The 24,429-nt window shown below is 30.5% G+C and carries 22 protein-coding genes and 2 other annotated features; of the genes, 19 read left to right on the top strand and 3 right to left on the bottom strand.

Going from position 1 to position 24,429, the window contains the following annotated elements; genetic code table 11:
• Nucleotides 1-12 precede the first annotated feature (12 nt).
• The 14 genes from KQI18_RS12810 (at nt 13) to proS (ending at nt 16,209) form a co-directional block, all read left to right on the top strand.
• The gene (locus KQI18_RS12810) at nt 13-1,041 is read left to right on the top strand and encodes a protein arginine kinase (protein WP_216468341.1); all 1,029 of its coding nucleotides are present in this window, start codon (nt 13-15) and stop codon (nt 1,039-1,041) included.
• The gene (locus KQI18_RS12805; protein ID WP_216468340.1) at nt 1,028-3,475 is read left to right on the top strand and encodes an ATP-dependent Clp protease ATP-binding subunit; all 2,448 of its coding nucleotides are present in this window, start codon (nt 1,028-1,030) and stop codon (nt 3,473-3,475) included. Before KQI18_RS12810 ends, KQI18_RS12805 begins: the two co-directional genes overlap by 14 nt.
• Nucleotides 3,476-3,763: 288 nt before the next feature.
• On the top strand, nt 3,764-4,426 hold the full coding sequence (locus KQI18_RS12800) for a hypothetical protein (protein WP_216468339.1): 663 nt from the start codon (nt 3,764-3,766) through the stop codon (nt 4,424-4,426).
• A gap of 113 nt (nt 4,427-4,539) precedes the next feature.
• On the top strand, nt 4,540-5,103 hold the full coding sequence (locus KQI18_RS12795) for a DUF3841 domain-containing protein (protein WP_216468338.1): 564 nt from the start codon (nt 4,540-4,542) through the stop codon (nt 5,101-5,103).
• Between the two features lie 284 nt (nt 5,104-5,387).
• Complete coding sequence (gene radA, locus KQI18_RS12790) at nt 5,388-6,755, top strand: DNA repair protein RadA (protein ID WP_216468337.1); 1,368 nt, start codon at nt 5,388-5,390, stop codon at nt 6,753-6,755.
• Between the two features lie 6 nt (nt 6,756-6,761).
• Nucleotides 6,762-7,832 (top strand): DNA integrity scanning diadenylate cyclase DisA, encoded by a 1,071-nt coding sequence (gene disA, locus KQI18_RS12785; RefSeq protein WP_197314092.1) that lies wholly within the window; start codon nt 6,762-6,764, stop codon nt 7,830-7,832.
• 84 nt (nt 7,833-7,916) lie between these two features.
• Nucleotides 7,917-9,008: a PIN/TRAM domain-containing protein gene (locus KQI18_RS12780; protein ID WP_216468336.1), complete on the top strand. Its 1,092-nt coding sequence runs from the start codon at nt 7,917-7,919 to the stop codon at nt 9,006-9,008.
• 162 nt (nt 9,009-9,170) lie between these two features.
• Complete coding sequence (locus tag KQI18_RS12775; RefSeq protein ID WP_197314094.1) at nt 9,171-9,539, top strand: GntR family transcriptional regulator; 369 nt, start codon at nt 9,171-9,173, stop codon at nt 9,537-9,539.
• A 1-nt stretch (nt 9,540) separates the two neighbouring features.
• A complete protein-coding gene (locus tag KQI18_RS12770; RefSeq protein ID WP_197314095.1) occupies nt 9,541-10,260 on the top strand; it encodes an ABC transporter ATP-binding protein in 720 nt (239 codons plus the stop codon).
• The gene (locus KQI18_RS12765) at nt 10,254-11,045 is read left to right on the top strand and encodes a hypothetical protein (protein WP_197314096.1); all 792 of its coding nucleotides are present in this window, start codon (nt 10,254-10,256) and stop codon (nt 11,043-11,045) included. Before KQI18_RS12770 ends, KQI18_RS12765 begins: the two co-directional genes overlap by 7 nt.
• A 43-nt stretch (nt 11,046-11,088) precedes the next feature.
• Entirely contained in the window at nt 11,089-11,766 is a 678-nt protein-coding gene (gene ispD, locus KQI18_RS12760; protein WP_216468335.1) for a 2-C-methyl-D-erythritol 4-phosphate cytidylyltransferase, read from the top strand.
• A gap of 157 nt (nt 11,767-11,923) precedes the next feature.
• Nucleotides 11,924-12,409: a 2-C-methyl-D-erythritol 2,4-cyclodiphosphate synthase gene (gene ispF / locus KQI18_RS12755; RefSeq protein ID WP_197314098.1), complete on the top strand. Its 486-nt coding sequence runs from the start codon at nt 11,924-11,926 to the stop codon at nt 12,407-12,409.
• Between the two features lie 36 nt (nt 12,410-12,445).
• Nucleotides 12,446-12,647 (top strand) — a binding site (T-box leader).
• A 79-nt stretch (nt 12,648-12,726) separates the two neighbouring features.
• Nucleotides 12,727-14,445, top strand: a complete 1,719-nt coding sequence (locus KQI18_RS12750) for a proline--tRNA ligase (protein ID WP_197314099.1) — start codon at nt 12,727-12,729, stop codon at nt 14,443-14,445.
• Nucleotides 14,446-14,459: 14 nt separating this feature from the next.
• Nucleotides 14,460-14,649 (top strand) — a binding site (T-box leader).
• 111 nt (nt 14,650-14,760) lie between these two features.
• A complete protein-coding gene (proS, locus tag KQI18_RS12745; protein ID WP_216468334.1) occupies nt 14,761-16,209 on the top strand; it encodes a proline--tRNA ligase in 1,449 nt (482 codons plus the stop codon).
• Nucleotides 16,210-16,374: 165 nt separating this feature from the next.
• Here the strand turns inward: proS and KQI18_RS12740 are convergent, their stop codons facing one another.
• Both KQI18_RS12740 and motA read right to left on the bottom strand, forming a co-directional pair.
• Nucleotides 16,375-17,091, bottom strand: coding sequence for a flagellar motor protein MotB (locus tag KQI18_RS12740; protein ID WP_216468333.1), 717 nt, complete (start codon nt 17,089-17,091; stop codon nt 16,375-16,377).
• A 12-nt stretch (nt 17,092-17,103) separates the two neighbouring features.
• Complete coding sequence (gene motA / locus KQI18_RS12735) at nt 17,104-17,916, bottom strand: flagellar motor stator protein MotA (protein WP_216468332.1); 813 nt, start codon at nt 17,914-17,916, stop codon at nt 17,104-17,106.
• 574 nt (nt 17,917-18,490) lie between these two features.
• On the opposite strand from motA, the gene gltX reads away from it, so the two are divergent.
• Both gltX and KQI18_RS12725 read left to right on the top strand, forming a co-directional pair.
• Nucleotides 18,491-19,978, top strand: coding sequence for a glutamate--tRNA ligase (gltX, locus tag KQI18_RS12730; RefSeq protein ID WP_216468331.1), 1,488 nt, complete (start codon nt 18,491-18,493; stop codon nt 19,976-19,978).
• A gap of 169 nt (nt 19,979-20,147) precedes the next feature.
• A complete protein-coding gene (locus KQI18_RS12725) occupies nt 20,148-20,813 on the top strand; it encodes a Bax inhibitor-1 family protein (protein WP_216468330.1) in 666 nt (221 codons plus the stop codon).
• Nucleotides 20,814-21,004: 191 nt separating this feature from the next.
• Here KQI18_RS12725 and KQI18_RS12720 read toward each other — a convergent pair whose 3' ends face one another.
• A complete protein-coding gene (locus KQI18_RS12720) occupies nt 21,005-22,408 on the bottom strand; it encodes a bifunctional metallophosphatase/5'-nucleotidase (RefSeq protein WP_216468329.1) in 1,404 nt (467 codons plus the stop codon).
• Nucleotides 22,409-22,656: 248 nt separating this feature from the next.
• Here KQI18_RS12720 and KQI18_RS12715 point away from each other — a divergent pair, with 248 nt between their 5' ends.
• From KQI18_RS12715 to KQI18_RS12705, 3 genes are read left to right on the top strand one after another with little or no spacing between them, the layout of a single operon-like run.
• Nucleotides 22,657-23,076 (top strand): Fur family transcriptional regulator, encoded by a 420-nt coding sequence (locus KQI18_RS12715; protein WP_216468328.1) that lies wholly within the window; start codon nt 22,657-22,659, stop codon nt 23,074-23,076.
• A 33-nt stretch (nt 23,077-23,109) separates the two neighbouring features.
• Nucleotides 23,110-23,415 carry a hypothetical protein gene (locus tag KQI18_RS12710; protein WP_216468327.1) on the top strand — a complete coding sequence of 102 codons (306 nt, stop codon included), beginning with the start codon at nt 23,110-23,112 and terminating at the stop codon, nt 23,413-23,415.
• Nucleotides 23,416-23,455: 40 nt separating this feature from the next.
• Nucleotides 23,456-24,415, top strand: a complete 960-nt coding sequence (locus tag KQI18_RS12705) for a metal ABC transporter substrate-binding protein (RefSeq protein WP_216468326.1) — start codon at nt 23,456-23,458, stop codon at nt 24,413-24,415.
• Nucleotides 24,416-24,429: the final 14 nt, after the last annotated feature.

The following is a 24,429-nucleotide window of genomic DNA, read 5'->3' as shown; positions in this document are numbered from 1 at the left end:
GAGGGAAAATTAATGGAAAATAAAATAGTTATTAAGTCTAGAGTCAGACTTGCTAGAAATTTATTGGACTATCCATTTCCAAATAAACTTGATGAAGAAAAATCTTTAGTAGTTATTGAAAAAGTTAAGGAAGCCCTCTTTAAAAATAATAGTGGATTAGAAAGAGAGTATGATTTTTATAAGATGTCTGACTTGAGTCAACTCAAGAAGATTTGTATGGTAGAAAATCATTTAATAAGTCCAGATCTAGCAAATAACGCTAACGGAGCAGTTTTGATAAAAAAAGATGAGACAGTAAGTATAATGATTAATGAAGAAGATCATATTAGAATACAGACAATGTGTGATGGATTAGAATTAGAAAAGGCATATGAAAAGGCTAGCGAAATAGATGATTTCCTTGAGGAGACATTGGAATATGCTTTTGATGTAAATTTAGGATATCTTACATCTTGTCCTACAAATACAGGTACAGGAATGAGAGCATCCGTGATGATTCACTTACCTGCACTTACACAAATGAGATATATAAATGATGTACACAAGGTATCATCTCAGATAGGAGTTGCAGTTAGAGGAATATATGGAGAAAGAACAGAAGCTCTAGGAAATATATATCAGATTTCTAATCAACTTACGTTAGGAAGAACTGAAAAGAATACTATAGAAAATATAAAAGGAATGGCATCTGATATTGTATCAAAAGAACTTCAAGCTAGAGAGATGATAAAGAAAACTTGGGGCATAAAATTAGAAGACAAGATTTTTAGAGCACTAGGACTTCTTGAGGGAGCTAGAATTATAGATACATCAGAAGCTATGGGATATTTATCTGTAGTTAAGGTAGGAGTTGAGATGGGTTATATAGAAAATATAAAATTAGATGATTTAGATAAGCTTATGATAAATATTCAACCTGCTCACCAGAGTACTATGTTTGAAAATTCAGAGATAAAAAACAGAGATATAAATAGAGCAAAATATATAAGAGAAACATTAGAAAAATTAAAAGTTGGAGGTGCTGATTATGAACTTCAATAGATTTACGCAGAGAGCAAAAAAAGCAGTAGATATAGCAATGGAATTCTCTAAAAGACTAGGACATAATATAGTAGGTAGTGAACATCTATTATACGGTCTTTTGAAGGAAGAGGAAGGTGTTGCAGCTAAAGTACTTACTAACGCAGGTGTAACGGAAGAGTATCTAGAGAGTAGAATTATAGAAATAGAAGGACAAGGTGATCCAATTAAAAGTGACGTTCCTTTTAGTCCAAGAAGCAAACAAATACTAGAGTTAGCAGGCATGTTTTCAAATAAATTACAAACTAATTATATAGGAACAGAGCATATTCTTTTAGCTATAATTCAAGAGGGTGAAGGAATTGCAAATAGACTACTTCAAGCAGCTGGTGTAGATGATAGAAGCCTTGCACAAAGTACAGTAGATATGATGGGTATGGGAAACAAAAATGAAGGTCAAAGTGGTGGAGGTTACACGTCAAACAGTGGAGAAAAAGGAGCTAAAACTCTAGAAAAATATGGACGTAATTTAACACAATATGCAAAACAAAATAAAGTTGATCCTGTGATAGGAAGATCAAAAGAGATAGAGAGAATTATTCAGATACTAAGTAGGAGAACTAAGAACAATCCTGTTCTTATAGGGGATCCAGGTGTTGGTAAAACAGCTATAATAGAAGGTCTTGCTACTGATATAGCAAACGGAAACGTTCCAGATACGTTAAAGAACAAAACTATCTATACACTAGATATGGGATCACTTCTAGCTGGAGCAAAGTATAGAGGAGAATTCGAAGAAAGAATAAAAAACGTAGTAGATGAAGTAATCCAAAGTGGAAATATAATTTTATTTATAGATGAGATGCACACAATAATTGGAGCAGGAACAACTGGAGAAGGGTCAATAGATGCTTCAAATATTCTAAAGCCAGCACTAGCAAGAGGAGAGATGCAAATTATTGGTGCTACGACTATAGATGAGTATAGAAAACACGTAGAAAAAGATGCGGCTTTAGAGAGACGATTCCAACCTGTTATGGTGGAAGAGCCAACAAAAGAAGATGCTGTTAAAATACTAGAAGGTCTTAGAGATAAGTATGAGGCTCATCATAAAGTTAAGATAACAGATGAGGCATTAAAGGAAGCAGTCGATTTATCAGTTAGATACATTACTGATAGGTATTTACCAGATAAAGCAATAGACTTAATAGATGAAGCAGCTTCAAGGGTAAGATTAAAAGAGAACACTCCACCTGCTGAAATAAAAGATATAGAGGCAGAAATAGAGAGTATAGACAAAGAAAAAGAAGAGGCAGTCAGATGCCAAGACTTTGAAAACGCAGCAAAAATAAGAGATAAACAAAGTTACCTTAAAAATAAACTAAAGGAAGTTAGAGATGGATGGAACAAGTCCTCTAAAAATGCAGATATAGTAGATAGTGAAGTAATAGCAGATGTAGTAGGTCTTTGGACTGGAATACCTGTTAGTAGGATAGTCGAAGAAGAGGCAGATAAACTTCTAAATCTAGAACAAAAGCTTCATGATAGAGTGATAGGCCAAGATCAAGCGGTAGAATCTATTTCCAGAGCAATAAGAAGATCTAGAGCAGGGCTTAAAGATCCAAATAGGCCAATAGGTTCGTTCTTATTCTTAGGGCCTACAGGTGTTGGTAAGACTGAATTGTCAAAAGCACTTGCTGAAGTTCAATTTGGAGATGAGAACCAGATAATAAGAATTGATATGTCAGAATATATGGAGAAACATGCAGTATCTCGAATGATAGGTTCGCCCCCAGGATATATAGGTCACGATGAAGGTGGTCAATTAACAGAAAAAGTTAGAAGATCTCCTTATTCAGTAGTTTTATTTGATGAGATAGAAAAAGCTCATCCAGATGTATTTAATATACTTTTACAGATACTTGATGACGGAAGACTTACAGATTCAAAAGGAAGAACAGTAGACTTTAAGAATACAATAATAATAATGACATCAAATGTAGGCGCATCAACCATTAGAAAAGAAAAAGTCATGGGATTCTCTACGGCAAAAGGTGAAGATGCAGCTAAAAATGAATACGAAAAAATGAAAGAAAACATAATGGGTGAGCTTAAAAATAGATTTAGACCAGAATTTTTAAACAGAATTGATGATATAGTAGTATTCCACTCATTATCAAAAGAAGATATAGGAAAAATAGTAAAATTAATGACAAAAGAAGTAGTAAACAGACTTAAAGAAATGAATATAAAACTTGATATCAGTGATGAAGCTGTAGAATTGATATCTAAAGAAGGCACTGATCTAGAATACGGAGCGAGACCGCTTAAGAGAGCTATACAGAAACAACTTGAGGATGAATTATCTGAAGCTATTTTAAGAGGAGATGTTAAAAAGGGCAGCGATGTTTTAGCAAGTGTAATAGATGATAAGATAGTGTTCAGTGCTAAATAAAAAAATTAATGTCTTAGATTAAAAGGATGGTTATTCCATCCTTTTTTTGATTCAAATAAACTTATATTAATACAAATGGTAATAGATAAGGTTTTAATAATGAATAAGAATAGGGTGGATATCTCAGATAATTTTTGGGATATTTTTTATAAAAAATTTATATAATTAGCATACGGAATATATTGTATAATTAATTTATACTTACCAACATATTCCTATACTTTGTTAGTTCAAAGTCGACTATAAAGTTTTTATTCTAGGGATTTTAAACATGGAAGGATTAATTATATGAAATCTTTTTTCTTTGAGTTGTTAATTATGATCATTTTTAGCTATACGATAACGAATTTATTAATATTAATATATAATGACATAAAAAATAGTAAGGTTAGTTTTATTAAGTATGTGAAATTACTATTTGAATCAGTCATTATGGTTTTTATAGCATTAGCTATGTTAGATGAAAAGGGTATTTTGGGGTTATTACTAATTACACAATGGTTTTATAGAAAAAAAACAAACAATTCTAATAAAAAAATTAATGAAGATATTAATAAAGATATTAATAAAGATATTAATGAAGTAGAGAAAATAACTAAAAATGAAGAGTGGAATTTACTAAATTATTATGAAAAAATTTATAAAGACATACTAGAAAATAAAGTGGAAATATATTTTGATAACAGTATAAATATAGATCTTATAGATGATGAGTTAGATCGAAGCATATCTATATTTAAAAGTTTGGATAAAATAGAAATCAATAGCAAAACTGTTCAAAGTGGAAGACATCATTTAGTAAAAGCAAATGAGTATTTAATCGAGGTATATAAAGGAATTTTAGACGGAGATAAGATTGAATCTGAAGAATATTTTAATAGATCGAAATATTATTTTGAAAATTATATAAAGTTACGATATAAAAATAGGAGAAGTATAAGAAAGTTATAAATTTATTTAATCTATTTAAGTTAGTTATATGCTAATTCAGAAATCAAAACCAAATATGAAAAAATTTTAATTAGAGTTTACGAAATTTTAAAGTTTAAAAGGGAGTGTAATTTATGTCATGTAAAGTTAAAGTTTGGACTAAGCAACACAAAGATATACTTCGACAATTAGACAAATTGGGTAGATACATTGTAAAGAAAGAGTACATAATAAACAAAATGGAGGATCACTCAGACTTATATCTAAAGTTATATAATTGGTATAAGAATAAAGCTAGCGAGATAGTACCTGTCCCTAATGATGTTAATTTTCCTATATGGGTGTCTGTAACTGAGGATTCAAAGATACCAAATAGTGAGGGAAATGTTCTAATTGAGATTGAGATTGATAAAGATAAGCTAATAACAATGGATCTTGATAAATGGGGGTATATAGTCAACTATATGTACATACATTCAGATGAAAATGACAGAATTGAACACGATAAATTACTTAAATCATACTGTATAGATGATTGTCAGGCATATATTAGCAATTTTTATCCAAATATAAAAAAGAAGATAATTAAAAGCTGGGATAGATTATTTGATGAAAATATAAAGCTAAGTGATGCAAAAGTAGGCACACTTTGGGAAATAAAGAGAGAATGGATAACAAACATAACAGAAGATTTCTAGAGTAAGAAAAGATTAAGAATTTATATAAAAGATTATAAAGTGATATTCTAACAATCAATATTATGTTTTACATAAGGATAAAGTTAGGATGTCACTTTATTTTATTAATGACTATTCTTAAATTATTTTTTAGTTAAAACACAAAATTAATAACAGAATAAATTTTAGATTACATATCAAACATAAAAATCGAACATATGTTAAAATTAATATACCGACAAAGAAAATTTAATGGAAAAAATTAAAATATATAACTAATATTCAAAAAATAGGGGAAGATAATAATGGCAAAGATTAAAACAAAATACGTATGTCAAAACTGTGGGTACGAAACAGCAAAATGGCTAGGTAAATGCCCAGAATGTACAAAATGGAATACATTTGTAGAGGAAATCGACGATAAGAGTGTAAAAAAAGAAACCTTTATTGTTGATAAATCTAGTTCTAAACCAGTGACAATAAATTCTATCAGATCAAAGGGTGAAGAAAGATTTAGTACTTGTATAAATGAACTTGATAGAGTACTTGGTGGTGGAGTTGTAAAAGGATCTCTAGTGCTAGTGGGAGGCGATCCTGGTATAGGAAAATCCACGATGCTTATACAAGTTTCTAGTAACGTAGCAGAGTCAGGTAAAAAAGTTCTTTATATTACAGGTGAAGAGTCTGAATCACAGATAAAAATGAGAGCACAAAGACTAGGAATAAATTCAAATAACCTCTATATATTCGCAGAAAATAATTTAAGCTTAATAGAGGCACAGCTGGATAAGATAGATCCAGAAATGATAATACTAGATTCAATTCAAACTGTTTATAATCCAGAAATAGCATCTGCTCCAGGTACAGTAAGTCAGATAAAAGAAGGTACTTCAAAGTTCATGAAAATAGCTAAAAAAATGGGTATATCAACTTTTTTAGTTGGACATGTTACAAAGGAAGGTTCGTTAGCAGGTCCTAAGTTATTAGAGCACATGGTAGACACAGTATTATACTTTGAAGGTGAGAGATATAACACATATAGATTAGTTAGAGCAGTAAAAAATAGATTTGGATCTACAAATGAACTTGGAGTTTTTGAAATGAGAGACACAGGCCTTGAAGAATTAGAGAACCCATCTAAAGTACTTATTTCAGAAAAACCAAAGGATGTCTCAGGATCTGTTATAATTTCAACTGTTGAGGGTACTAGACCGATGCTTATCGAACTTCAAGCACTTGTATCTCCAACAAGTTTTGGTATACCAAAGAGAACATCTACAGGTGTTGACTACAATAGAGTTGCAATGCTTCTGGCTGTTCTAGAGAAGCGCGTAGGACTTCAAATTCAAAATCAAGATGTATATCTAAATATAGTGGGAGGAATTAAAATTAACGAGCCATCTATTGATTTAGGTATAGCAATTGCTGTAGCATCAAGTTTTAAAAATATAGCAATTGATGAAAATATAGCCGTTACGGGTGAGGTGGGACTTACTGGAGAGATTAGAGCAGTAAGTTTTATTGAAAAAAGAATTGCTGAGTGTAAAAAACTTGGATTTAAACAAATAGTAATTCCAAAGAGCAATTATGAATTAGTAAAGGATACGAAAGGAATAAAAATCTTGCCAGCAGAGAATTTAAGGCAAGCCATTAATATAGTGTTAGGAGGCTAGTAGTATATGGATGATATTTTAAACAATAAAGATATGCTAGAAGCATTAAAAATGATATCTCCAGGAACTCCTCTCAGAAGAGGTCTAAACAATGTTTTAAAAGCAAAGACAGGTGCTTTAATTGTACTTTCTACAGGAGAAGAGGTAATGAGTTTAGTAAATGGTGGTTTTTCGATAAACGCTGATTATTCTTCAGCTTATTTATATGAACTAGCTAAAATGGACGGGGCTATAGTATTGAGTGGAAATCTAAAAAAGATATTGCATGCAAATGTACAGCTTGTACCAGACAACTCGATTCCTTCATCTGAAACAGGAACAAGACACAGAACAGCTGAAAGAGTGGCAAAGCAGACTGATGCAATCGTAATAAGCGTTTCACAAAAAAGAAGTATCATAACAATTTATAGAGGAAATCACAAGTACGAAATAGAAGATATATCTAAGATATTCACTAAAGTAAATCAAGCGATACAGACTTTAGAAAAATATAAATCAGTATTGGATCAAGTTATCGCTAGTTTAAATACACTAGAATTTAATGATTTAGTTACAGTTTACGATGTAGCTTTAGTCATGCAAAAAATTGAAATGGTTATGAGGGTTACAAATATTATAGAAAAATACGTTATCGAACTTGGTGATGAAGGTACTCTAGTCAGTATGCAATTAGAAGAGCTTATGGGAACAACATATTTTGATCTAGATCAAGTTTTTAAAGATTATAATATTTCCGAGGACGAAATTTCAACTTTTAAAGAAAATATAAAGAAACTATCATCAGAAGATTTGATAGACTTGACTAAGATTGCAAAGCTACTTGGATATAAGGATACATCTGAAAATATGGATATGCAAATCAGATCAAAAGGATATAGAATTCTGAGCAAAATTCATAGATTACCAAATACGATAGTAGACAATTTAGCATGCTACTTTGAAAATTTTCAGAGTGTTTTATGTGCATCATTAGACACACTTTGTGATGTCGATGGAGTAGGAGAAATTAGGGCCAAACACATAAAAAATGAGCTGGTAAAAATGCAACAATTAGTGCTTTTAGATAAGAAGATATAGTGAATTTTAAGTGAATTTTCCTTCTTTATGTTGAATATAGTGTATACTTTAGTCTATAATATTAAAATACAAGGGGGTGAAAAATTGATAAGGAAAGCCATAAGATTAGTATTTAGTTTAATTGGATTTATAATTGGTTTTACTTCTTACTCGACTCTAGCAAAATCTTTTGAAATGTTAACTTTTGGTAGAGAACTATATGGACTCATAGCTGCTATTATATTTGGTATCGTACTTGCTATCTTAGGTTATCTAATAGAACCTTGGGCATCTAAAAAATCAAAAGATGTCGCAAAGGTATTAGATAAGGAGCTTTCTAAATATCCACAAGTTGATATATTATTAGGTTCTATAGGTATAATTGGTGGATTTGTAGTTGCTTACCTGGTTAGCGGTATTTTTAATCAAATACCATTAGTAGGAGGATTTGTATCTTTATTACTTTATTTATGTTTAGGATATGTAGGAATGAAAATTGTTCTTAAAAGTAAAAATGACTTATTTAATCTAAGTAAATTGACTAGAACGTCAGGGTCATCTAAAGAAAAGGACAAAGAATCTAAAAAAGATAAAGTCAAACCTATACCGCCAAAAGTATTAGACACTAGTGTTATAATAGACGGTAGAATTGCAGATATCTGTAAAACAGGATTTGTTGAAGGTACTTTGATAATACCAGCATTTGTATTAGAAGAACTTAGACATATCGCAGACTCATCGGATGATCTTAAAAGGGTCAGAGGTAGAAGAGGTCTGGATATACTAAACATAATACAACAAGAATTGAATATAGACGTTGAGATAAGTGAGAGAGACTTTGATGATATAGCTGAAGTCGATAGTAAACTACTTAAGCTAGCTCAAGTTTTAAATGGAAAAGTAGTTACTAACGACTATAATTTAAATAAAGTTGCGCAATTCCAAGGAGTTGATGTATTAAACATAAACGAACTTGCAAATGCCATTAAGCCAGTAGTAATACCTGGTGAAGATATGGTGGTTCAAGTTGTTAAAGATGGTAAAGAAGCTCAGCAAGGAATTGCATATCTTGACGATGGAACTATGATCGTAGTGGATGGCGGAAGAAGACATATGAATGAGACTATAAAAGTACTTGTTACATCTGTTCTTCAGACACCAGCAGGAAGAATGATCTTTGCAAAACCAAAAAATTAAAATACTAAAAGTATAAAAATCAATCCTTGGACTAGTTCCAAGGATTTTTTATTTTAAAAGTACTTGACAGAATATTATAGGCATTGTATTATTGTATTAACAGATTAATACAATAATACGAATAATACATTGATACATAAAAAATAGAGGAGGTGCTCTTTAATGGAGTGGCAATTTGACAATAATAAGCCTATATATATTCAGTTAATAGAATACTTAAAATTTAAAATAATTTCTGGTGAATTGCAGATAGGCTCAAGATTAGAGTCGGTAAGAACCATGGCAGAAGAGGCTGAGGTAAACCCAAATACTATGCAAAGGGCTCTATCAGAGCTTGAAAGAGAAGGTCTTGTTTACAGCCAGAGAACAAAGGGTAGATTTGTAACAGAAGATAAATCAAAGATAGAAGATCTTAAAAAAAGTATAGCTAAAATGGAAATAGAAAAATTAAGAGAAATACTTAATAGACTAGGGTATGACGAAGAACAGATGATTGAAATAATTATCGAAAGTTTGAAAGGGGAGAAATAGCATGAGCAACATCAGACTTGATAAAGGTTATGTAGCTGAATTTAAAGATTTGAGAAAAAATTATGGTAAAAAAGAAGCTCTAAAAGGGATAAATCTTAATATACCAAGAGGAAAAATAGTTGGTCTTTTAGGTCCTAATGGTAGTGGTAAGAGTACAATGATAAAAATTTTAAATGGCTTACTACATCCAGATAGTGGTGAAGTTTTAATTGAGGGTATGAAGCCTTCTATAGAAACTAAGGCATTGGTATCATACTTACCAGAGAGAACATACCTAAATGATTGGATGAAAGTTAAAGACATAATAAAATTCTTTGCAGATTTCTATACTGATTTTGATGTAGATAAGGCTATACAAATGCTAAAGGATCTGAATATAGATCCTGAAGAAAAGTTGAAAACTATGTCAAAAGGTACAAAAGAAAAAGTTCAATTAATACTAGTAATGTCAAGAAAGGCAGAACTTTATATACTTGATGAACCTATAGGTGGAGTCGATCCAGCAGCTAGATCTTATATACTTAGAACTATTCTTCAAAACTACAACGAAGATAGTACTCTTTTAATAGCTACACATTTAATAAGTGAAATAGAAAATATATGTGATGAAATTATATTCTTATCATATGGAGATATAGTTTTACAGGGTAATGTAGAACAAATTAAAGAGGAAAAAGGAAAATCAATAGATTCGTTGTTTAGGGAGGAATTCAGATGTTAGGAAAATTATTAAAATATGAACTTAAAGCTAGTGCTAGAACGTTTTTCCCGCTTTATTTAGCTCTAATAGTTGTTTCTATAATAGCTGGATTATCTGGTAAAACAACTTCAATACTAGCACAAGGTATATCAGGATTTGTAATGGGTGGGCTATTTGTCTCACTAGTTGTATTAACAATAATGGTTATAATACAGAGATTTAGTAAAAATTTATTAGAAGATGAAGGATATTTAATGTTTACGCTTCCTGTAAGCAGTAAAACCCTTATATTATCAAAGTGCTTATCATCTTGTATATTTGGGGTTTTAAGTTTTACAGTTGCAATGTTTGTAATGTTTATATTGATGATTAGCGTAGGAGGTATTGAAGTATTTAAATATATGCCAGAGGTTTTTAGCGAAATTTTCAAATGGTTATTCAACTTTCAAAATGCTTTAGACTTATTAACTATAGTAATTACAGGAATATTAGGATTTGCATCTTTTATAGTTTTAGTATATTTTGTACTATCTCTAGGACAATTACCTAGATTTAATAGACATAGAAAATTAGTTGCATTTGTAGCGTTCATTGTAATTTTAGTATTATTGTCAATTTTACAAAGCTTTTTAGGACAGTTTATCCCAGCGTTAAGTGGAAGCATGGACACTTATACGGGTATATACTACGGGCATTTATATAACAATCCAGGTATTTTAGCAGTATTAATATGGACTTTAGCCCAAGTACTTGCGTTTTTCTTTGGAACAAGTTATATTTTAGATAACAAATTAAACTTAGAATAAATGGTTAATTAATCATAATAATTTAAATTAATGAGGTGATAACTTGAATAGTGTAATAGTGGTAGCAGCCGGAAGCGGCAAAAGAATGAATATTGGAATAAATAAACAATTTATAAAGATAGGCGATATGGAAGTTATTGCACGCACTATTCAAGTTTTTTACCAAAATAAAAATATAGATGAAATAGTAGTATGTATTAAACCTGAGGAAAAGGAATATTTTATAGAAACTATATTAAAAAAATACAATTTCAAAGGTATAAAAATAGCATACGGAGGAAAAGAAAGACAGGACTCAATATACAATGGTCTAAAAAAGTTAGATACAAATTGTAATATAGTATTGATACACGATGGAGCAAGGCCATTTGTGGATAATAAGATTATAGATGAATCTATAAAAGAGGCAATATCAAAAAAAGCTGTTGTTGTTGGAGTTCCAGTAAACGATACAATTAAAATTGTAAATGATGGTGTGGTAGAAAGTACGCCTGATAGAAAATTACTTTGGGCCGCTCAGACACCACAGGTTTTTGATTATATAACAATAAAAAGTGCATATGAAGATGCTTATAAAGAAGGTTTTTATGGAACTGATGATTCAATGCTTGTAGAGAGAATTGGTCAGAAAGTAAGTATGGTTATGGGATCGTATAAAAACATAAAGATTACCAACCAAGAAGACTTGAAAACAGCAAATCAAATAATAAAAGAAATTTAATTTTTTAATATAACAAATAGTTGAGTACTATGTAAACGGCTATTTGTTTTTTATATGCAGCATGATATATGAAATATAAATAACTGATAGAATATATTCTACTGAAATAATTATAAATAGTAAAATTTTAAATATATAAATAAATAGGAGGACTTGTATGAGAGTAGGTTTAGGATACGATGTACATAGACTTGTCGAAGGCAGAAAGCTAATTCTTGGAGGGGTAACAATACCTCATGAAAAAGGATTGCTTGGACATTCAGATGCGGATGTTCTCACACATGCTATCGCTGACTCTATCCTTGGGGCAATGGCAATGGGTGACATAGGCAAGCACTTCCCAGATACAGATGAAAAGTATAAAGGGGCAGACAGTATAAAATTACTTGCCCATGTTTATGAGCTTGTAAAGTCAAAAGGATACAAAATAGGAAATATTGATAGTACTATTATAGCCCAGAGACCAAAACTAGCCCTATATATAGATCAAATGAGAGAAGTAATAGCGAAAACTCTAGAGACGGGAATAGACAATATAAATATTAAAGCGACAACTGAAGAAAAGCTTGGGTTTACTGGATCAGAAGAAGGAATATCTTCTCAAAGTATTTGTATATTATTATTGACAACTGGTAATAATTAATATATTATATGATATAAGTTAAATAATAATCAAAATATTATTGCAATGATGAAGTAATAGTAGATGGTGAAATCTTCACAGAGAGGAAACAAATGCTGAAAGTTTCTAAGAGGAAATCTTCGAACCTGACTTCTAGCTTAAAGTTAATCTTTACGGTAGGAACCGTTATATTCCAAAAAGTGGGCTAAGTTAGCTAACTAGAGTGGTACCGCGGAAATTACAACCTTTCGTCTCTATATATGAGATGAAGGGTTTTTTTATATTTAAATACAGTATTAGTTATAAAAATAAATTAACTTATTAGGAGGGCAACAAAAATGAAAATGTCGAAAATGTTTTTACCAACATTAAAAGAAGTTCCATCAGATGCAGAAATAAAAAGTCATCAATTGATGATAAGATCAGGAATGATCAAGAAAATGTCTTCAGGTGTTTACAACCAATTACCTATAGGTATTAGAGTTTTTAACAAAGTAGCACAGATAATTAGAGAAGAAATGAATGCTAAAGGAGCTCAAGAAATACTTTGTTCAGCTATCATCCCAAGTGAGTTATGGCAAGAATCTGGAAGATGGGAAGCTATGGGAGAAGAAATGTTTAGACTTAAAGACAGAACAGAGAGAGATTACTGTCTAGGACCAACTCATGAAGAGGTTTTTACTGATATTATCAGACAGGAAATAAGTTCATATAAGCAACTTCCGTTAAATTTATATCAAATACAAACTAAGTACAGAGACGAAAGAAGACCAAGATTTGGTGTTATGAGAACTAAAACGTTTACTATGAAAGATGCATACAGTTTTGATGTTGATCATGAAGGGATGGCTAAATCTTACCAAGATATGTTTGATGCGTACGTTAATATATTTAGAAGATGCGGATTAGATAATAGTCCAGTTTTAGCTGATTCAGGCGCTATTGGTGGCTCAGTATCTGCAGAATTTATGGTTAAGTCTGAAGTTGGTGAAGATGAAGTAGTATTTTGTAGTGGATGTGATTATGCAGCGAATGTAGAGAGAGCTGAATCATTAAATAACACATTAGAAAAAGAAGAATTAAAGGAATTAAAAGAAGTTCACACACCAGGTGTTGGAACAATTAAAGAATTAGAAGATTTCTTCAAAGCTGACTCTAAGAAATTAGCTAAAACTCTTGTTTATACAGCGGATGGAAAAACAGTTGCTGTCGTAGTAAGAGGAGATAGAGATGTAAATGAAGTAAAAGTTGAAAATGCTATAGGTGGGGTAATCGAGTTTGAACTTGCAACTGATAATGTAGTAAAAGAGGTAACTAATGCAGAGGTAGGATTTGCAGGGCCTATTAATATAAAAGCTGATTATTTATTCGTAGATAAAGAAGTGGCAGATCAAAATAATATGATTATAGGAGCAAATAAAACTGGGTATCATATAGAAAATGTAAATTACGGAAGAGATTTTGAAGGCGTTGTAGGTGACTTCAGAAATGTTCAAGCAGGAGATAATTGTATAGAATGTGGAAAACCTCTTGAAATAGCTAGGGGTGTTGAGGTTGGACATATATTCCAACTTGGAACTAAATATTCAGAAGCTATGAATGCTAACTTTATAGATAAAGATGGGAAATCTAAGCCAATTCTTATGGGATGTTATGGTATAGGTGTAGAGAGAACAGCAGCGGCTGTAATCGAGCAACACAACGATGAAAATGGTATTATATGGCCACTTTCAATAGCTCCATACCATGTAAGCATTGTTCAAGTTGATATGAAGAATGAAGAGAATGGGCAGTTAGCAGAAAAAATACAAAATGAATTAGAAGCTATGGGTGTAGAAGTACTTCTAGATGATAGAGATGAAAGAGTGGGAGTTAAATTTAAAGATTCAGAACTTCTAGGAATTCCAATAAGAATAACAGTTGGAAAAGATGCTAAGGATGGAAAAGTAGAGTATAAACTTAGAGATGCAGCTGATAAAGAGCTTATAGACATTTCTGAGATCAACGAAATAGTAAAAGCTGAGTTTATAAAAAATGATGTTAAGTTAGGATGCTAATAGAATTAAATATACAATTGGCTGTAATGAAGAAATAGTAAAATATTGAAGTCTTCACAGAGAGGAAACGTAGCTGAGAGTTTCTAAGAATAAGTATTTGAACCTATCTTTTAGCTGAAAGTTTACGGACGGGATCGTTATATCCCATGAAGATGGCCTTAGGGCTAAGTAGAGTGGTACCGCGAAAAATCTTTCGCCTCTATAGTACGTTTATAGAGGTGAGAGATTTTTTTATTTATATAAAGAAATAAATAAAGTTAATATTTTAAGCGATTATAATAAACTAAAAATTTAAATATATAAGGAGGAAACATAATGGCAAAGAATGAAAAGCAATTCGTAGAAGAAATAACACCAATGGAAGTTGACTTTCCACAGTGGTATACTGATGTAATAACTAAGACTGACTTAGTTGATTACGCTCCTATTAAAGGATTTATGGTTATAAAACCTTATGGTTATGCTTTATGGGAAACCATACAGGAATTCTTGGATAAAAAATACAAAGAAACTGGACATAAAAATGTTTATTTTCCACTTTTGATACCAGAGAGTTTACTAAATAAAGAGGCAGAGCACGTTGAAGGTTTTGCTCCAGAGGTAGCTTGGGTAACTCACGGTGGACATAAAAAATTGGAAGAAAGACTCTGTATAAGACCTACATCAGAAACGATAATATGTACAATGTATGCAAAATGGTTAAAATCATACAGAGATTTACCATATTTATATAATCAATGGTGTTCAGTTGTAAGATGGGAAAAAACAACTAGACCATTTTTAAGAACTTCTGAATTTTTATGGCAAGAAGGCCATACACTACACGAAACGGCAGATGAGGCTGAAGCTGAAACAGTGCAACAATTAAAAGCATATCAAGCTTTATGCGAAGAAGTTCTTGCAATGCCAGTTATATCAGGCCAAAAAAGTGAAAGTGAGAAGTTTGCAGGTGGTGAGAGAACTTACACAATAGAAGCGATGATGAAAGATGGTAAGGCTTTACAATCTGGAACAAGTCACTTCTTAGGTCAACACTTTACAAAAGCATTTGACATTACTTTTTCTGATAGAGAAGGTAAATTAGCTCATCCATACCATACATCTTGGGGAGCTTCTACAAGACTTATAGGTGGTTTAGTCATGACTCACAGTGACAACAGAGGACTTGTTCTCCCTCCAAGGATAGCTCCAACACAAGTTGTTATATTACCTATAGCAGCTCAAAAAGGGAATGTTATGGAGAAAGTAGATGAAACCTACTCAACACTTAAATCTCAAGGTATAAAAGTAGAAGTTGATGATAGAGATAACTACTCAACGGGATGGAAGTTCAATGAGTGGGAAATGAAAGGTGTACCGGTTAGAATAGAAGTAGGACCAAAAGATATAGAAAACAACCAAGCTATGGTATTTAGAAGGGATACATTAAAAAAAGAATCTTATGCCCTGGATACATTAACAGATAAGATCTCAGGATTATTAGACACTATTCAAAAAGATATGTACAATAAAGCTAAAAACTTCATGGATGAAAACACTACAGTAGTAGGAAATATGGATGAATTTAATACAATGTTAGATGAAAAGCCTGGTTTTGCAAAAGCTATGTGGTGTGGAGATGCAGAGTGCGAGGCTCAGATCAAAGAAGAAACTAGTGCGACAATAAGATGTATGCCTTTTACAAAAGAAGAATTAGGTCATACTAAGTGCTTCCACTGTGGAAAGGATGCTAAGGATATGGTCATTGTAGGTAAATCGTATTAAATTTTATAAGTGAGATATATTTTAATATAAAAATAAAAGCTTAGACAGATGAAGTAGTAAATTTAATTTACTACTTCAACTTTTTAATTACATTAAATATTAAAAATAGATACAATATATCAGTTATAAAAATTAAAACATATTAAATCTATCTAACTTAATAGATTAATTAATATTTTTATTAGCATCTATTAAAATCTCAACCCTTCTATTTAAACGTTTACCTTCATCCGTATCATTTGATGCAATAGGTTGATACTCACCATATCCTGCTGTACTAAATTTTCTCGGATCTACCCCCGAGGTTTTTAACATATTTTTTAAAAAATTAAATGCTCTCTTTTGACTTAACTCTATATTATCTTCAAATTCATAATTATGTACAGGTACGTTATCTGTATGCCCTACAACATTCACTTCTATATCTTTTCCTTGATCCACTATAAGTTTTCCGATTGTCTTAGCAAGTTCAATATTTCTTTCACTAACTTCTGCGCTACCTGGTTGGTAAAGTATATTATTTGCTATTACAATTTTCAGCTTGTCATCTTTAATTTCAGCCGAAATCTCATCCGTTAGATTATTTTCTTTTATGTATTTATCCATATTCGTCTTTATTTGCATAACACTTTTAGTATATGCTGATAGTTCATCACTATTTCCTTGGATAATTTGTTTTCCATTTGAATCTTCAAACCCAGTACCTTTAGAAGATACTACTATATTTGCAAAAGAATCCGCCATATCTTCCATCTTTTTTTGATCTACTTTACTTGTAGCAAATAAAACAATAAAAACCGCTAGCAGTAATGTCATTAAGTCTGAATAAGGTAATAGCCATCCTTCATCAAAATCATCTTCATGCTTATTTCTTTTAGCCATACGCCTTCACCCCTAGCTGACCAAATTTCTGGCTGCATTCTTATTTATTTCATTATTTTTTTCTAAAATTAGTATTTCCTCTTCTGTTAAAAAAGATATAAGTTTTTCTTTAACCATGTTAGGTCCCGAACCTTTCTGTATCTCTAATACTCCTTCAATTATCATTTGCTTCTCAAATATTTCATGTCTACTTTTAATTTTCAATTTATTTGCAAAAGGGTTCCACAAAACATATCCAGAAAATATACCTAAAATAGTTGCTATAAACGCAGCTGCTATTGCCTCTGCCATAGCATCAGTATTATCTATATGTGCCATCGCTGCTATAAGTCCAAATACTGCTCCCATTACCCCAAGTGTCGGTGCATATCCTCCCGCTTGTTTAAATATAGATGCATTTATAGAATGTCTTTCTTCTATAGCATCAATTTCTGACTCCATAACACTTAAAATAAAATCACCGTCCGCACCATCTACTACCATACGTAAGGCTCTTTGCATAAATTTATTATCTAACTGCTCTAGCTCTTGGTCTAATGCTAAGAAGCCTTCTTTTCTTGCTATATAAGTACAGCGAATTAAATCATTTATGGCCCCTATCTTAGATTCATTTTGCTCTGAAGTAAATAATACCTTAAAAATTTTACCCAAGTTTTTCAAGTCTTTACCTGGATATGCATTTAAAACCGTGGCAATAGTTCCAACTATTATCACCATAAATGCAGCTGGATTTATAAGGACTGAAAAGCTGATACCTTTAAATATCATTGCTCCCACAACACAAATGATACCAAATATAATCCCTATAAATGTAGTAATTTCCATAATCAACGCCTCCATATAATAACATACTCTATTAATTGAATTCCGTATCTTTTTGGTTAAATAATACATAATTCGACTAAACGATATACTAAACTTTATCAATGAATATTTATATTGTCAATTTGATTAATTGGTTTATTTTACCATTAATTTATTAATTAATTTTAGTAATTAGTTTATTTTTTTTAGTATATTTTTAATTCTATTAATTTTATATTATAATTTATTTATTCATTTATTTTCTATGTTTTTGTTTTAACAAAAATTTAACGTATATTTTACTATTCTGAAAATTCATGTGTGTATAAGAAAATAAGTAATTCTTATCGTTATTTTTTTCGATGGGTATCTCATAATAGCTAGAATCTGATATAATGGTATGGGTATTTGTAACTTAATAACCCAATGCGTATAATCAACATATCCATGTGGATATACTTATAAATGTGGATAATTTTTATATTATTCATTTAAATTAATTCTAATTTTCCACAGATGAAAATTACACTTGCAAAGTAGCAGTGTATTTTAATAATATTAATATATTGAATAAATTAATCAGGAGGTACTAATGATGAGCGTTAGAGTTAGGTTTGCACCAAGTCCAACGGGATTTGTACATATAGGTAGTTTAAGGACAGCTCTTTATAACTATTTATTTGCTAAAAAAATGGGCGGAGAATATATTTTAAGAGTTGAGGATACTGATCAGAGTAGATTAGTTGATGGAGCTATAGAAAACATGTTAAACGCAATGGAATGGGCTGGTATTGAGCATGATGAAGGTGTAGCTTTAGATAAAAATGGGACTATTGTTCAAAAAGGTAACTACGGTCCTTACATTCAATCAGAAAGACTTGATATTTACAAAGAATATATAAAAGAATTACTAGACTCTGGTAAAGCTTACTATTGTTTCTGTACTAAAGAAAGACTTGATGAAGTAAGAGAAAAGCAAAAAGAAGCTGGTGAAACTCCAAGGTACGATGGTCACTGTAGAGATCTTTCTAAAGACGAAGTAGAAAAGAGATTAGCAGCTGGGGAGCCTTATGTAATAAGACTTAGACTTCCAGAAAATCATGTGATTAAGTTTACAGATTTAGTAAGAGGAGAAACTGAATTCAATACAAATGATTTAGATGATCAAGTTTTGATAAAAACTGATGGGTTCCCAACATATCATTTTGCAGTTGTAGTCGACGATTATTTAATGAAAATTACTCACGTTATAAGAGGTGAAGAGTGGGTATCATCTACTCCAAAACACGTTTATTTATATGAAGCTTTTGGATGGGAAGCTCCAGTATTTGTTCACCTTCCTAATATATTAAACACTGAAAAGAAAAAATTAAGTAAGAGACAAGGCGATGTAGCTGTAGAAGACTTTAAGAAAAAAGGATATCTTCCAGAAGGCCTAGTCAACTACGTTGCACTTGTAGGATGGTCTCCAGAAGACAATCAAGAGCTATTTACAATGAAAGAATTAGAAGAAGCTTTCTCGATAGAGAGAGTATCTAAGAGCGGTGGAGTATTTGACACAGAAAAATTAAACTGGGTAGATCAACACTATATTAAAGATGGTGATGATGATCATCTAACAGAACTAGCTATACCTTTCCTAGTTGATGGAGGATTTATTACTGAAGAAGATATGAAAGATAGATACGACTTCTTAAAAGGCATGGTTTCAGCTGTTAAGGAAAAAATACAGTACATGCAAGAAATAACAGATCATGCATCCATATTCTTCGGCGATACAGTAGAGCTAGAGACTGATGAATGTAGAGAATTCATAGAGCTAGAGCATATTCCAACACTACTTGGAGCACTTGAAGAAAAGATAGCAAATGCTGAAAACCTTGATGAAGAATGTGTAAAAGCGATCCTAAAAGAGATTCAAAAAGAGCATAAGATAAAAGGTAAAAACCTGTTTATGGGATCTAGGATAATATTTACTGGTCAAATGCACGGACCAGATCTACCAAAAGTTGTAGAGGTTCTAGGTAAAGATACTTGTCTAAATAGACTTGCATATGTTAAGAAAAATCTTTTAAATAAATAGATATTATAAAAAACTCTAAAGTAGCTAATAGTTACTTTAGAGTTTTTTATAATTAACTTTTGTGTTATTCTATAGACTTATAAAGGTTTATATAATAATATAATGTATTAGGTTTTTACAGTATTAGATAAATAGATGGTAAATTTGTATATTGAAAGGAGGAATAGTTATGAATAAAAGTATACAGAATCCTATGTCAGCTATTTTCAAGCACTTAGCTATTTCGATAGTGTTTATGTTTATAGGATTGATATTTGGTCAAAAGTTTATTCCAGAGAGTTTTTCATATTATGGAAATATAATGTTTATAATTTTAATAATAGGAATTTTAATTATGTCTTTATTTTCAAGAAAAGAGATAATACCTAGAAGTTTTTCTATGAATTTTGTTTATGCATTTACATTTATTGAGGGTATTCTTTTGAATCCATTACTACAGTTTTATATAGCAGATTTGGGAAAAGAAGTATTCCAGACAATTCTAATCTCTACAGCAATTCTATTCGCTATATTGGCATCTATTTCAAATAGAAGAGAAGCAGGACATTATTTAAAATTAGGAAACATATTATTTGCAGGGCTTTTAGGGCTGTTGATAGCCTCAGTTGTAAATTTATTTTTAGGTGGAGATATACTTAGCATATTAATAAGTATAGTAGGCGTAGTAATATTTTCGGGGTATGTTCTTTATGATATTAGTTTGATTAAATATGAAATACAAAATGGTACATTAAGAGAGAAGAATGATTTATCGATACACGTTCTTAATCTTTTCTTAGATTTTATTAATTTACTAATAGACCTATTAAATATAGCATCATTTTTAGATGATTAAATTTCATATAAAGATATAATTAGACCGTTTATTTAATTCGATTTCTATTGTTGCAGGTATTATAAGAATAGGTAATAAATTAATAATTAAGACTCGTTTCAGCGATTTTTTCTGAAGTAGTCTTAATTAAAATAATTACCTGTTTTTAATATTATTTATTTTAAAAGGATTTGTAAAAATATATATAAATGTTACTCTATATATTTAAAACTAGTATTAATCCACTTTTTATCAACATCAAATTTAAATCTATCATTTTTATTGGGATAAATGGTTATAACATTATCTTTATAATAAGATTTATTAAATTTAAAATCGATGAATAATTGCTTTTCATAACCATATAAATGGCAAACTACTTTATTATTTTTCATAAATATCATTTGTATCATATCTTCACTGTCAGTTTTTTTTATATCATTCCACTTATAACCTATCGTATCATATATTTTTTTAGGGGAAGAATGAGGCTCAAATACATATGCTTTATCCCAATCAAAAGGTGTTATATCTTTCAGGTCGATTTCACCAGTACTATCATTTGATTGACGTTCAAGAGCAAATTCAACAAATTTATCAACAAGATCATCAAAGTTTTTATCTTCTTTACTTTTATTAAATTTAATTAATTCACTAGATTTACTTACCACGTTCCATTTATTATTATTTTTCTTTATTTTAAAGTTGATTTTTGAGATACATTCACCATATTTACCTGGCTGAGTAACTATAACTTTTTCTCGAAGTTTATTTTTATAATCATGTTGATATATTTGTTTGTGTGTATGACCTGCTACAATAACGTCTATTCCATTAACTTCTTTTGCTAATTCCTGAACTCTATTGCCAGGATATTTATCTGAATCTCCCTTTTCACCACTATGAGCAACCGCTACTATAATATCTACATTTTCTTTCTTCATGACATCTACCCATTTCTTAGCATCTTTAACTAAATCACCCATATACAATGATCCATTGTAGCCTTGGAAATCTTTTAATCCCTCAGATGTTGGTTTTATATTTTCATTTTCGACAGTCTCATAGGTTTGACCTACTTCTTGTATAGTAAGTCCCAATATACCTAATTTTAAATTTCCCCCAGATGTAGAAATATTCTTAATTACATAAGGAGATATATAATTTTCTCCACTTCTTTCATATGTATTTGCTGATAATAAATCAATATCATATTTTTTAAAATCAGATACCATATGGTCTAGTTGAGCTTTATTATTTTCTATAAACTCATGATTTCCAAGTACAATAGCATCATATCCTATTTCCTTCATTTCTTTTACTATAGGTGTTTCTAAATATTTTGTGTCATATTCATCGTAACTATTTTTTGTATCAAAATATTTACTCATTGATGAACCATATTTACCCACACTTAAAAAATCTCCGGCATCAACTAAAAGAGTATTTTTATCTTTAGACTTTTCATTTTTTATATAAGAAGTCAATTCATAAGGCAAATATCCATGTAAATCAGTAGTTGCTAGCATGTTTATTTCTATAATTTTTGTTGTTTTGCACCCAACTATTAATAATACGAAAGCTCCTAATAGTGCTATTAATATTCTTTTTTTCATTTAAGTCATCTAATCCTCCTATATAGCAAATATTAGTATATTAACCTTTTAAAGTCAAAGATCAAATAAAGTTTAATTACAATTACTAAGGAGTAACTTTCCCCTTTTTACTTTATAATGATTTCCTTACTGTAATTTTTAAATATAACTTAGTGTTTTTGAAATTAAAAATGATTTTCAATTTACTTGACACTAAAAAATTAATATGGTAAATTGAAAATGGTTTTCATATTGGAGGAGTGAGTTAAGTGAAAAAATCTATAAGTTATAAAACAAAGCAAAAAGAATCTATCTTATTATACATAAAATCACTTAATGGTAAACATGTAACGATAAATCAGATAACAGACCATTTTTTAAATAATGATATGAAAATTGGTATGACAACTGTATATAGATATCTGGATAAACTTGTAAATGACGGTGTAGTCAGAAAATATATTATGGATGGTGTTTCAGGAGCATGTTATCAATATGTAGGTGAAGAAGATCAGCTAAAGGAACATTTTCACTTTAAATGTGATGAATGTGGCGGTCTGATTCATTTTGAATGTGATGAATTAGAAAGTATACAAGAGCATTTACTAAAAAAACATGGGTTTAATTTAAATTCATTTAAGACAATGTTTTATGGTAAATGTGATAAATGTTCAAATAACAGTAAATAAAAGAGAAAAATAAGAGGGAGGGGGGTAATTACAATGAAAAGGAATATTAAAAATAGAAGTTCACTTGCTATTATAATGTGTTTAGCTTTTATTGTTATTTACCTTCTTTCTTCTTTTTACATATTAGAGAAATCAAATCACGATTGTGTTGGAGATACTTGCCAAATCTGTATACATATACAACAAGTAGAAAATACTCTAAGACAATTAAGTACTGGTCTAATGCCAAAAATAGGTATATTACTAATACTTGGCGTCTATTTAAAGCTATTCTTTTACACAATATCTTATGAGGTAAGTCACACTCTCATTACTTTAAAAGTGAGAATGAATAATTAACTCATCTATAATTATAAATAGAACATTATGGAGGGTTTTTATGAAAAAATTAAAAGGAATTTGTTTACTAACACTATTAACAATTACGATATTCAGTTTATTAACTGGTTGCGATAAAAAAACCGAACAATCGGATTCTAAAGAAAAAGAACTTAATGTTTTAACTAGTATATATCCAATGTATGACTTTGCTCAAAAAATTGGTGGTAATAAAGCTAGAATTACAAATATGGTTCCAGCAGGGGTTGAGCCTCATGATTGGGAGCCTAATGCTACAGACATAACAAATTTAGAAAAAGCAGACTTATTTATCTATAATGGTGCAGGTATGGAACATTGGGTTGATAATGTTTTAAAAAGTACACAAAATAAGGCGCTGTTTAAACTTGAAGCATCAAAGAATATTAAACTAAATACAGGCCATTCTCATGATAAAGGGGAAAATCACAGAAGTAATATTGAGCACCATGAAAATAGTGATTCCGATCCACATGTATGGTTAAATCCAATAAACGCAAAACAACAAATGAAGGATATAAAGGATGCATTTGTGAAAGTAGATCCTGATAATAAGGATTATTATGAAAATAACTATGATAAATACGCTCAAGAATTTGATAAATTAGATAAAGAATACAAAGATACATTAAAACCACTTTCAAACAAAGATATTGTTGTTTCTCATGAAGCTTTTGGATATTTATGTGATGCATATGGGTTAAATCAAGTGGGAATTGAAGGTGTTTCACCTGACTCAGAGCCAGATCCTGCCAGGATGTCCGAGATTATTGAGTTTGTAAAGAAAAACAAAGTGAAGGTAATTTTCTTTGAAGAACTGGTGAGTCCAAAGGTAGCAAAAACTATTGCAGATACAACTGGAGCAAAGACTGATATATTAAATCCAATAGAAGGTCTTAATGGAAAAGAAAAATCAAGTAGTGAAGATTATTTTTCTGTAATGCGTAAAAATTTAGAGTCGCTAAAAGTGGCATTACAATAGTAAAGTGGTGATGT

Source organism: Metaclostridioides mangenotii, from assembly GCF_018917235.1.
In the GTDB taxonomy this organism is placed as follows: Bacteria; Bacillota; Clostridia; order Peptostreptococcales; family Peptostreptococcaceae; genus Metaclostridioides.
Note: the sequence above shows the minus strand (reverse complement) of the source record. Positions and strands in the feature narration are given on the sequence as shown.